We start from the raw sequence: 12,015 nt of genomic DNA, 5'->3' as shown, positions 1-12,015 counted from the left end.
CCCCAATTGAAAAAATTGTGGCATCCCACTATGGTCGGGTTTACATTATAGCTGTTCCTGCATATATGAGGGGTTTCCGTGTCACCAGCTTAACCAATCTAGCCCTTGGCGAAGCGGTACCCTGCAGGCCAGGAGGCACGACGGCCAAAGCGTACAAGCGAAGCAAAGGAGCAAACATTGTTACTTATACTGCCCATGCGCTCCAAAAACAATTTACAGCCCTTTTTAGGAAATGTAGGGTTCGGCACCAATGGCCGGTAACAGCCCCGCCCCCGCTTCTGCCCCAATTGAAAAATTGTGGCATCCCGCTACGGTCGGGTTTAAATTATAGCTGTTCCTGCAGCTATGAAGGGTTTCCGTGTCACCAGCTTAACCAATCTAGCCCTTGGCGAAGCGGTACCCTGCAGGCCAGGAGGCACGACGGCCAAAGCGTACAAGCGAAGCAAAGGAGCAAATGATGTTTCTTGTACTGCCCATGCGCTCCAAAAAGAATTTACAGCCCTTTTTAGGAAATGTAGGGTTCGGCACCAATGGCCGGCAACAGCCCCGCCCCCGCCTCTGCCCCAATTGAAAAAATTGTGGCATCACGCTATGGTCGGGTTTAGAAACAGCAGACAGTCAATAAGCGCCAGCAAAACATCCCGCTTCTTCTGGAAAGTGCATAAGAGAGTAGCAAAAAATGTTACTTATACCGCCTCTGTGCTCCAAAAGCAATTTTAACAATAAAACAATTTAACAATACGCTGCCCTTTAGTCTTTTCGCTTTTTATCAAAAAACCTTTCGCGCTCCTATCTGTTACATACGGATAAGCCATCCCCTTATGAACACGCAGAACAGAAATAAAATTTGGACCTGGATAGGAAGTATATTCGGCATACTGGTATTAATTGTAGCATTTGGTGCCATGTTTTTGAGTGCCAGGTGGAAACCTATACTTACCGACAAGATTAAAGATGGTGTTTATAATGGCTCTCACCATTTGTACCGCATAGATTTTAAAAGCATTAACCTAAATGTAATTACAGGCAGTTTGGCCTTGCGTGATGTTACTTTAACGCCAGACACTTCGGTTTTCGACAGCCTGAAGAAAAAACAACTGGCACCCGCACATATTTTCGAGCTTAAATTAAAGAAACTGCAGATTACGAGGGTTGGGATATTAACGGCCTACTTCAAAAAACGGATAGACGTAAATGAAATTCTTTTACAGCAGCCCTCCATCAACATGATTTTTAACAAGGTTACCAGGAAACCTGATACCATAAAAGACGAAAAATCGCTTTATGAGCAGATTTCGAAAAACTTTAAATCGGTACATGTTAAAAGCATTAAAATTGTAGATGCCGATTTCGACTATATCAATAAAACCGCCGCTAAAAAGACCAAAAACTCCATCAAACACCTGGACATTACGATAAATGATTTTTTGCTGGATTCGCTCTCTGGCAATGATATCGCGAGGTTTTATTACACCAAAGATGTATCTTTTCAGTTGGCGGGTTATAAATCGGTTACTAAAGATAAAATGTACTCGATGAAGGTTGATACAATTAAAGGCTCCACTTCATCGAAAAAGATAACGGTTAAGGGTTTTAAACTTACACCTTTATATGATGAGTTAACTTTCGCCCGTAAATATAAGATCCAGAAAGACCGTTATAATTTAGGTTTTGAAAAGATAGAATTTAATGGGGTCGATTTTATTGGCTTAAATACCGATCAGAAACTGCATGCAAAATCTTTAAAGATAGGGCCAGCCAATGTTGAGGTGTTTATGAGCCGCGAATCGCCACCGCCACCAGGTTTTGATAAAGGCCAAAATTATCCACATATGGCGCTGAAAAGGTTAAACATGCCAATGTTAATTGATACTGTGAAGTTGAGGGGCATAAACGTAAAATATTCGGAGTTTAACCCCGCGAGTAAAAAAATTGGTTCGGTCGATTTTAAATCACTTCATGGAAACATCTTAAATGTAACCAATGATAGCCTGCAGCTAACCAAAAAGAACCATGCGATAGCCGATTTGAATACGCTTTTAATGGGTTCAGGCAAACTGAACGTAAAAATTGATTTTAACCTTACCGATAAGAATGCTGCTTTCAGTTATAGCGGAAATTTGGGCAAATTCGACCTTAAAAACTTAAATCCGCTATCAAAATCGTTGGGATTGGTCGAAATTGAAAGCGGCGACATCCAGCACATTGATTTTAAGGCGAATGGTAATTTAAGATCGGCAACAGGATCGATGAATATGCTGTACACCAATTTAAAAGTAAAGTTGTTATCGGACAATATTGATGGGGAAGGCACCAAAGAAAAAGGATTTTTATCTTTTTTGGCGAATGCCATTCTGGTTAAAGATGAAAATCCACTAAAAGGTGAGGCGCCAAGAACAGCAACGATGACCAATAACAGGATTAATTCGGCCTCGTTTTTTAACCTGATGTGGAAGACCGTTTTTGTGGGCATAAAAGATATTGTAGGTGTTGGCATTGTACCCGAAAAAAATCCGGTGAAACAGCAAAAAGTAATCGCAAAAAAAATAAGGGAAAAAAACGTGCTGACAGGAAAGCGGCAAGAAAAGCACGGAGAGAAAAAAACTAACGGCACAATTTCTGTAATTTATGTTATAACCGTATATTGCTGATAAAACCACAGCCTCCCTTTTTTTAATGCCTGATACAAAAAGATACCGTTACAAAGCTTTTAAATGGATTGCGGGTGTTTTACTCGGTATTTTTATCGTACTCGCCGGTTTAACATGGTTTTTAAATGTGAAATCGCGGCCAATATTAACAGACAGGATAAAAACACTGCTTTACAAATCGACCGATAGCTTATACACCATCAGTTTTACAAAAGTTTCAACCAATGTGGTTACAGGTAATGCCACTTTACAAAATGTAAAAATAATACCTGATACCAACCGTTTTAAACAGCTTATTGCCTTAAAAAGAGCACCGAACAACCTTTACACCGTTTCCTTAAAAAAACTGGTAGTGAAACATTTTCACCCTTTAACTTTATACCGCGAAAAAAAGCTGCAGCTGGAAGAAATTATTTTTGATAAGCCAGAGGTAACCATGGTTAACCAGCAATTCGCATTTAACGAAGGGCGTGCACCAAGGCCGATTAAATCGCCTTACGATATCATCTCTAAAAACCTGAAAGAGTTTAGCATCAATACCATCCGTTTTAAAGATGTAAGCTTTAAGTACGTGAATAAAAATATACCAAATTCAGTGCCTTTTGATATTGACGACCTTAACATTACCCTAACCGATCTGCTGGTTGATTCATCTTCGGCTGATGATCCCAGCCGTTTTTACCTGCTCAAGGATATTGTGATTAACCTGAATAACTATGTGTACCATACGCCAGATAAAATGTACGACATCAAGCTTGATCAGCTTGATTTTAGGGCAACCACAGGTAAACTGAGGATTAACAGCTTTGCGCTGGTTCCGCTTTATGATGAAATGAAATTCGGTAAAGTAGCTGGTTATGCCAGAGAACGTTTTGACATCGGCATGCGGGATATTATGCTCAATGGGATCGATTTACCGCTTTACATCAGCAAACAGGAGCTCTGGGCAAAAGAAATGGCCATTTCTAATGGTTTTATATCTGTTTTTAACCAAAATGGGCTCCCGAACAAACCACAGGAAAATAAGATCGGTAAATTTCCCCATCAGCTTTTACAGTTACTTAAAGCTCCTATACTGGTGCAGAAAATTCAGTTGAAAGATGTAAATGTGAATTATTCGGTTTTTAACAGCGAGAGTAACCAGAGGGGGCGCATCAGTTTCGAAAATACCTCGGGCATTATAAAAAATGCCACCAACCTGGATAATATTAAGGCCATAAATCCAATTATGGAGGTTAACCTGAATACTTATCTGTTTGGCCAGGGAAAACTTGATGTAAATTTTAAATTTAACCTCACCGCTAAAGACGGCGAGTTTTCTTATAACGGGATTTTGCATAATTTTAACGCCAGGGTTTTAAACCAGATTACTAAACCGCTTGGCCTGGTACGTATTAACCGTGGGAATGTTGACAAATTGAAATTCAATTTTAAAGCGAACGATTTGGGCGCAAAGGGAACGGTAGCCTTTTCTTATTATGATCTTTCTGTCGCATTGATGAAGAACGACCCTGAAAAAGACCATTTGGTTACCCGCGGTTTTCTTTCCTTCTTAGCTAATGCACTCATCATTAAATCTGAAAACCCCGGTACCGATGGCAAATTAGTGCCTGTAAATGTTAATTATAGCCGGCCATCAAACACTTCGTTCTTCAATTTAATCTGGAGGAGCCTGTTTACAGGCATAAAATACAGTATTGGCATTACAGAAGAAAAACAAAAAGAAGTACAGCAACATATTGCCCGCTTCAGGGCCATGCGGGCCAGCCATAACCTAAGGGTACAAAAAAGATTAGAACGCCGTTTGAAAAAAGAACGAGAACAAAACGAAAAGCGGTAACGTTTTGTAACCTTTTCTTATATTTATTGCCTTAATCTTAAATCTAAATTATGATCATCTTTATTACTATCCTAGTGGTATTCTTACTGCTCATGCCCTTTTCTGCTTACAACTCACTTATAAAGAAAAGAAACCAGGTTACCAATGCTTTTTCATCTATTGATGTAATGCTGAAAAAACGTTTCGATCTTATTCCAAACCTGGTTGAAGTGGTAAAACGTTACGCCATCCACGAGCATGATACCTTAACCAAAATTGCTGAAATGCGATCAAGGATGCTATCGGGTAATCTCGGTCCTGCTGAAAAAACAGACCTTAACAGTCAATTAGGCAGAAGCGTTCAGGGTTTAATAATGACTGCTGAAAATTATCCCGATCTTAAAGCTGATGCCCATTTCAGAAACCTGGAGGCTACCTGGACAGAAACTGAAGAGCAGATTGCCGCAAGCAGAAGAACCTATAATGCTGCTGCAATTGAATACAACAATTCGATTATGACCTTCCCTACCAATTTATTTGCCAAATCATTCAATTTTAATACGGCTCAATTATTCGAAGCCACGGTTGAAGAACGTAAAAACATTAGCGCAAAAGAGCTTTTTAGTAATTAATGGCTCCAAACATTGAAAATGACACAGCTTTACTACAGGCTTTGGCTGCACTGGAGGTAGAACGGAAAAAAATTGCCGCTCAAAAAATAACAGATGAAGTTTTTACCGCACTATGCTTTATTGGCCTTAGTGTTAGTTATTTCTTGAACCACCTTCTTACAGGTATTGCGGTCTTTATCGTTTTTATGCTCATATTGTCTATTAGATATACTTTTAGAAATGATAAACTAACCAGGTATAGGGAAAGGTATAAGCGAGAAGCGCTTAGTGCAGCTTTAAAATTTATTGATCCAAATCTTACCTTTAATCCTTCGGGATATATTGATGCGCATGAATTTGAATATAGCCAACTTTATGATGGACCACCGGACTTTTATGGCTCCGAAGACCTGGTAGCTGGCAGTGCAGGTAAAACAGCTTTTTATTTTGCTGAAGCTTTTGCGGAATATAAAAAAGAATATCAGGATAAAGATGGTAGAAAAAGACCACGATTATATGAAATTTTTAAGGGAATTATTTTTGTGGCCGATTTTAATAAAAATTTTAACAGGGTAACGGTAGTGAAGCCAAAAGCTGGTAAAAGTGCCGTTGGGGCATGGCTATCAAAAAATGTATCCTTTTTTGCAGATGAAAACCTGATCAGGCTGGAAAACACGGAGTTTGATAAAACTTTTGTAACCTACAGTTCAGACCAGGTTGAAGCCAGGTATATCCTTACTCCGGCTATGATGGAAAGTATACTAAAACTCAACCATCAATCTATAAATACCATTAGGCTATCATTTACAGGATCGAAGATGTATATCGCTTTTCCACTTAACAGGAATTATTTTGAAGCTCCGATCTTCGGTTCGCTTTTAAAGCCAGTTACACTTTACAATGATATCAATGTAATTAAGTTTATGTATGATATTGTTAAAGAGCTGGATCTGAATACAAGAATCTGGGGGAAGGAGTAACAGATTTCAAATAAAAAAGTCCTCATCTCGACTGGAACGTTGTGAAATGGGGAGATCTATCCCGATAGATTTAGCTTCACGGAGTACTCCGTAGTTCCCGATTCGTTACCCCCGATAGCTATCGGGTCCGCTCGAAATGACGAACTTTCGCCGCTAGAGGAAACTTCACAAGTTTAGCAAAGGCAGGCGCTAGCTCAAATGCCTTTTCACGATTTCTTCGAGCGCCGCAATATCAAAAGGCTTTGATAAATAACTATCCGCGCCAGCTTCATCTGCCAGTGAAGAAATATCATTATTTGCTGAAAAATAAATTACGGGTATATGTTTTAAATCAGGATGGCTTTTTAATGCCCTTGTAGCTTGTATGCCCCCTAAATCAGGCAACCAGTTATCCATAAAAATCAAGTCTGGCATATATTCAGCCACTTGTTTTTCTATGTTATTGGCATTCTCAGATGTTTTTATTTCGTACCCGGCATCTTCCAAAATAAATGTACATAGATCAAGGATATCCCTGTTATCATCAAAAACAAATACTTTTTTTGCAACTGTCATATTAACCTCCGAAAGCAAATTAATTATTTAAATTATTTATAAAATCAGCCATATCATAACTGTCCAATATTACATGCGGTTTTACACCGAGTACTGCTTGCTGGGGCATATACGGCATGATGGCTGTATTTGGATTTTGTATAACCACTTTACCCCCATAATTGTTTACATTTTTTAGTCCTTCAACTCCATCGGCGTTAGAACCCGAGAGCAAAATACATACTACTTTCTCTCTAAAAACCTCAGCTGCTGATTGAAACGTAACATCGATAGATGGCCGGGAATAATTTACTTTTTCCGAATAATCTAAAGAAATACTATGATCATCTTCTATCAGCATATGGTAATCTGCAGGGGCAATAAAAACTTTTCCAGCAGTTAAAGTCTCTTTTTCTTCGGCCTCACTAACTTTTAATGTGGTACGGCTTTGCAGCAGGTCGGTTAATAGCGATTCGTTACTGGCCTTACGGTGAATGACTACTATAATAGGGAAACTGATATCGCTCTTTAGTACAGGAAAAATCTCGAGCAGTACATCTAAACTACCTGCAGAACCTCCGATAATTAATGCTGCGCATGGAGCAGAATTTACAGTTTCCGCCATATTTTCTCCATTTTTACGCGTTTATACTCTTTAGCTTTAGGCCAAAACTCCAGGCTTTCCTTACTACCTAAGGCAAGGTAACCTAATTTTTCGATGCTTCCATCAAATAGGTTAAATACTTTATGCTGTAGCTCTTTATCGAAATAGATTAACACATTTCTACATAAAATAAGCTGAAATTCGTTAAAGGAATGATCAGAAACCAGGTTATGCGTAGAAAAGATCATTTTGCTATTCAAAGTTTCATCAAATTTGGCCAGCGAATAGTTTGCGGTATAATAGGTAGAAAAATCTTTCAAACCACCCGACTGAAGGTAATTCTCTGAATATTGTTTCAAATAATTTAAAGGAAACATACCTTTTTTTGCCTTATCCAGAACAGATGGATTAATATCTGTGGCATAAATAAGCGATTTGTTAAGTAGGTTCAGTTCTTTTAAAACAATGGCAAGCGAATAAGCTTCTTCACCAGTAGAGCAACCTGCTACCCAGATCCTGATAAAGGGATAAGTACCCAAAGCGGGGAGCACATCATTCCGCAAAGCCCTGTAAAAAGAAGGATCGCGAAACATTTCGGTAACATTAACGGTAATTTCTTCTAAAAACCGCTTAAAATATTGCTTATCTGTTTTAACAGTATAACGGAACTCGGCAAAACTTACAAAATTATCCAGTGCGTAAAGGCGGCTAATCCTCCTTTTTATTGATGCATGCGAATATTCAAGAAAATCATAACCATGAGTCTCCAGCACATCATTTAACAGGATTTCAACCTGATCGTTATCTATCGCATCACCTATCACCTGTTATTTGTAAAATTTTCTATCTGTAACAATAATTCATCCACATTTATCGGTTTTGAAACATAACCTGAGGCCCCGGCAGATAAGCAACGTTCTTTATCGCCAACCATGGCCTGTGCAGTTACTGCCAATACTGGTATATTTTGCATTTTGGCTGATTTTTTCATTACCGAAATGGCCTGGTAACCATCCATATCGGGCATCATCATATCCATTAAAACAATGGCAACGTTATCGTGCTTTTCCATAATAGAAAAACCATCCTGGGCACTTATAGCAGATAAACAATCAAAACCTTTGGCCTTTAAAACAGCTTTTAAGGCAAAAATGTTTCGGTTATCATCATCAATAATGAGAATTAATTTTTGAGGCATAGTTAAATAAAAATGGGTTATGATTTATGATGATTTTCGTAAAGCCAAACACGTAAAAGCGATATTAACTGATCCATATCTACCGGCTTGCTGATATAATCAGAAGCACCTGCGGCAATACACTTTTCCCTGTCGCCCATCATGGCTTTGGCGGTTACAGCCAAAATAGGCAGGTTTCGGTATTTAATATCCTGTCTGATGGCTGTTGTGGTTTCGTAACCATCCAATTCAGGCATCATCATATCCATTAAAACCACATCAACTTCTGGGTTTTCGTTCAATAACTTAAGTGCCTCTTTACCATCGGTGGCAGCGATAACCTTCATCTGGTGTTGCTCAAGCATTTTGGTGAGCGAGAAAATATTACGCACATCGTCATCAGCAACCAGAACCGTTTTGCCCACCAATACATCCTGCAATTCTGAGAATTTTTTAGGTGCTTTTGTCTTTTCCTTGCTCTTTTCTTCAACCAAATGCAGGAACAGGCCGGCCTCATCCAAAATACGTTGATAAGAATGTGCGGTTTTTACCACAATCGAATCAGCATATTGTTTAATGCGGTTTTCTTCACCTTTCGAAAGGTTTTTACCCGTAAAAATAATAATGGGTAGGTTTTCCAATCCGGGGGTTTTCTTTACTACTTCCAAAGTTTCATAAGCATGTTTATCTGGGATACCCATATCTAAAATCACACAGTTCACCTCAGGTTTATGCAAAGCTGAAACACTTTCGTTCACCTGATTAACAATTTCTGTCTGGATATTAAAATTGCTTAAAAAGTAACTTAGCGCTTTGGCATGCTGCTCATTTTCTTCAACGATGAGGACTTTTTTAGGGTGACGGCTTAAAGCATGTTCCAGTTTCGAAAATATTTCCTGCATGTGCTCAAAAGCAAAAGGTTTGTTGATAAAATCTACGGCACCTTTTAATAAACTTTCTTTTTTAACCTGTAACGACGACATGATATGCACCGGAATCGGGCGGGTTGAAGGATCGGATTTCAGCTCCTCCATTACCTGCCAGCCATCTTTAACCGGCAACTGGATATCGAGTAAAATGGCAAGCGGTTTAAATGTTTTAGCCATTTCAATACCCACATCGCCACGAACGGCAACCAGGCCCTTATAATTTCTTTTACGGGTAAAATCTAAAAGTGTTTTGGCAAAAGGGGTATCATCTTCTACAATCAAAATTACCTTATCATCGGGCTGGATGTTATCACGGTCGTCTTCTATTTCCTGTGGAATATTATCAACCGTTAAGTGGCTCACTTTTTTGATAACCGGCTCAGCCTGAGCCACTACTACAGGTTTTTCTAAACTGGCAATCACACCATCAAAACCTTTATTTTTATCGATAGGCAAGGTTAAAGTAAAAATACTTCCTTCACCTTCTGTACTTTTTAAATCAATATATCCACCCAATAATTTGGCTAGTTCTCTACTGATTGACAGACCCAGGCCTGTACCCCCAAATTTACGGCGGGTAGAGCCATCTGCCTGTTGAAAAGCCTCGAATACCATGCCCTGTTTCTCTGGAGCAATACCTACCCCCGTATCGGTAACTTTAAACACCAATGCCCCTAACTTATCATTTTTACTGATGTTTAAGGTTACTGAGCCAACAGTTGTAAATTTAATGGCATTTGATAGCAGGTTTTTGATGATCTGCTCTAAACGCATTTTATCGGTATGGAAAAACTCTGGTACCGCTTCTGTTTTATCGATCACAAAGTTGAGGTTCCGCTCTTTTGCCAACGGATTAAATAACGAACGCATATTGAAGATGATGTCATCAACCTTAATGTTCATCCGATCGAGTTCCATTTTGCCTGCTTCAATTTTAGAAAGATCCAAAATCTCATCAATTAAGCTTAACAAGCCCTGTCCGGAGCTTTGGATTACCTCTGCATATTCCTGATGTTCGCGGTCCATAGCCTCATTTTCGGCCATTAAGCGCGATAACAATAAAATGGAGTTGAGTGGTGTTCTTAACTCGTGCGACATGTTGGCCAAAAATTCCGATTTATATCTTGTACTCAACTCTAACGCTTCTGCTTTCTGTTGAATTTCGATATTCCTTTCTTCGATAAGTTCATTTTTCTCTTCCAGCAAACTACTTCTTTCTTCCAGCTCCTGGTTGCTTTGCAATAATTCTTCCTGCTGTACGCGCAATTCTTCTTCACTGGCCTGAAGTTTTTGTGCCTGCGCCTCGAGCTCGGCATTTAATCCTTCAAGCTCGTTATGCTGCACTTGTAACTCTTCTGATTGTGCCTGGGTTTCTTCTAATAATTGCTGCAGTTTCTGGCGGTTCTGTGCACCTAATAATGCAGTACCTACATCAGACAATACCAGATTTAAAAAGTGAAGCTGTAAATCTGTATATTTAGTAATAGAGCCCAGTTCAAGGCCACCGATGGAAATTTCGTTTCTAACGATTGGTAATACGATCAACTGAGCAGGTTTTATACTGCCCGTAGCATGTGTAATGGATAATTCATTCTGTGGAACATCATCCAGTAAAATAGATTTTCCTGTTTTAACTACCTGACCAATTAAACCCTGACCAATTTCTATGGTTTCGGTTAAATTCTGGCCTTTTAAAGCGTACTGACCTTTTAAATGCAGGTAGCCATCATCTTTAAATAAATATAAGGCTCCAATCTGGCTCTTGGTATAATTAGCTAAAAATTCGATAATATCTTCTGCTAAATGGAAAACATCTTTCTCTCCAACCATTTTCACATTCAGGTTGGCAACGCCAGTTTGTATCCATTCATTTTCTTCCAAAGTATCAAAAGATTTTTTTAATGAATATGACATGGTATTGAGCGATTCGGATAGCTCACCAATATCATCCTGGCTTTGGCTATCGAGTTTTACGCCATAATTACCATTCGAAATTTGTTGTGCAATTTCTTTAATGGCCAAAATACGTTTCTCCATTTCGTACTTTTTATCCTCAATTTCTTTTTGAAGCTTAACGCGTTCATCAAAATCGACAGATACTTTTCTATAGAAAAACAGCGTAATGAGTATCGCCAAAACAGCTGCAATCAAAATGAGGATTGGCGTATAAGAGGTGAGTTTGTTAAGTTCTGCCGTACGGCTTTCGAGCAACCTCCGCTCTTCTTTTACCATGCGGTTAACTACAGCACGGGCCTGATCCATGTAAGTTTTGCCTTCTAACAATACCGTTGGATCGATTTGCCCACCCAGTGATTTAATTTCGATTGTGGAGGTAATAATATTTAACCTGCGGCCCATGATATTTTTTAATTCAGCGACATTTTTTTGCTGAACCAAATTATCTTTCGTTTGTGCCTCTATCCGGCTTAATGCGGCCATTGCGGTATCAGTTGCGCCGTAATACGGTTGCAAAAAGATTTTATTCCCGGTTAAAAGGTAGCCTCTTTGCCCGGTTTCTGCATCTTTTAGGGTAGAAATTACACCTTCGGAACTTAAAATTACTTCATCGCTGTGTTTAACCAGTTCGGTACTTTTAATGAGGTTGCTGATGCTCACGTAAGACGCTAATGAACTGATAAATAGAATAATAAGCGACAAGCCAAGGCCTAAACGCAAATTATTTTTAAGAGTTGTTTTCATTATATGGATT

General features: G+C 39.0%; 9 protein-coding genes. 4 read left to right on the top strand and 5 right to left on the bottom strand.

Going from position 1 to position 12,015, the window contains the following annotated elements:
• Positions 1-821 precede the first annotated feature (821 nt).
• From U859_RS0101985 to U859_RS0101970, 4 genes are read left to right on the top strand one after another with little or no spacing between them, the layout of a single operon-like run.
• Positions 822-2,651: a hypothetical protein gene (locus U859_RS0101985; protein WP_025141768.1), complete on the top strand. Its 1,830-nt coding sequence runs from the start codon at positions 822-824 to the stop codon at positions 2,649-2,651.
• A gap of 25 nt (positions 2,652-2,676) precedes the next feature.
• Positions 2,677-4,491, top strand: coding sequence for a hypothetical protein (locus U859_RS0101980; RefSeq protein ID WP_025141767.1), 1,815 nt, complete (start codon positions 2,677-2,679; stop codon positions 4,489-4,491).
• Between the two features lie 50 nt (positions 4,492-4,541).
• Positions 4,542-5,102 carry a LemA family protein gene (locus U859_RS0101975; protein ID WP_029985358.1) on the top strand — a complete coding sequence of 187 codons (561 nt, stop codon included), beginning with the start codon at positions 4,542-4,544 and terminating at the stop codon, positions 5,100-5,102.
• Positions 5,102-6,061, top strand: a complete 960-nt coding sequence (locus tag U859_RS0101970) for a DUF3137 domain-containing protein (RefSeq protein WP_025141765.1) — start codon at positions 5,102-5,104, stop codon at positions 6,059-6,061. Before U859_RS0101975 ends, U859_RS0101970 begins: the two co-directional genes overlap by 1 nt.
• A gap of 189 nt (positions 6,062-6,250) precedes the next feature.
• On the opposite strand, the gene U859_RS0101965 is transcribed toward U859_RS0101970, so the two are convergent.
• The 5 genes from U859_RS0101965 to U859_RS0101945 are packed head-to-tail and all read right to left on the bottom strand — an operon-like array spanning position 6,251 to position 12,005.
• Entirely contained in the window at positions 6,251-6,616 is a 366-nt protein-coding gene (locus tag U859_RS0101965; protein ID WP_025141764.1) for a response regulator, read from the bottom strand.
• A gap of 19 nt (positions 6,617-6,635) precedes the next feature.
• On the bottom strand, positions 6,636-7,220 hold the full coding sequence (locus U859_RS0101960; protein WP_025141763.1) for a chemotaxis protein CheB: 585 nt from the start codon (positions 7,218-7,220) through the stop codon (positions 6,636-6,638).
• Positions 7,205-8,023, bottom strand: coding sequence for a CheR family methyltransferase (locus U859_RS0101955; RefSeq protein WP_025141762.1), 819 nt, complete (start codon positions 8,021-8,023; stop codon positions 7,205-7,207). Before U859_RS0101955 ends, U859_RS0101960 begins: the two co-directional genes overlap by 16 nt.
• Positions 8,020-8,397, bottom strand: coding sequence for a two-component system response regulator (locus U859_RS0101950; protein ID WP_025141761.1), 378 nt, complete (start codon positions 8,395-8,397; stop codon positions 8,020-8,022). Before U859_RS0101950 ends, U859_RS0101955 begins: the two co-directional genes overlap by 4 nt.
• Positions 8,398-8,414: 17 nt before the next feature.
• On the bottom strand, positions 8,415-12,005 hold the full coding sequence (locus tag U859_RS0101945; protein ID WP_025141760.1) for a response regulator: 3,591 nt from the start codon (positions 12,003-12,005) through the stop codon (positions 8,415-8,417).
• Between the last annotated feature and the right edge of the window lie 10 nt (positions 12,006-12,015).

The organism is Pedobacter jeongneungensis, from assembly GCF_000633455.1.
GTDB lineage: Bacteria > Bacteroidota > Bacteroidia > Sphingobacteriales > Sphingobacteriaceae > Pedobacter > Pedobacter jeongneungensis_A.
Note: the sequence above shows the minus strand (reverse complement) of the source record. Positions and strands in the feature narration are given on the sequence as shown.

Bases quoted from the DNA above. Each gene is read 5' to 3' on its own strand.
- U859_RS0101985 (WP_025141768.1), top strand. From the start codon at position 822: ATGAACACGCAGAACAGAAATAAAATTTGGACCTGGATAGGAAGTATA.
- U859_RS0101980 (WP_025141767.1), top strand. From the start codon at position 2,677: ATGCCTGATACAAAAAGATACCGTTACAAAGCTTTTAAATGGATTGCG.
- U859_RS0101975 (WP_029985358.1), top strand. From the start codon at position 4,542: ATGATCATCTTTATTACTATCCTAGTGGTATTCTTACTGCTCATGCCC.
- U859_RS0101970 (WP_025141765.1), top strand. From the start codon at position 5,102: ATGGCTCCAAACATTGAAAATGACACAGCTTTACTACAGGCTTTGGCT.
- U859_RS0101965 (WP_025141764.1), bottom strand. From the start codon at position 6,616: ATGACAGTTGCAAAAAAAGTATTTGTTTTTGATGATAACAGGGATATC.
- U859_RS0101960 (WP_025141763.1), bottom strand. From the start codon at position 7,220: ATGGCGGAAACTGTAAATTCTGCTCCATGCGCAGCATTAATTATCGGA.
- U859_RS0101950 (WP_025141761.1), bottom strand. From the start codon at position 8,397: ATGCCTCAAAAATTAATTCTCATTATTGATGATGATAACCGAAACATT.
- U859_RS0101945 (WP_025141760.1), bottom strand. From the start codon at position 12,005: ATGAAAACAACTCTTAAAAATAATTTGCGTTTAGGCCTTGGCTTGTCG.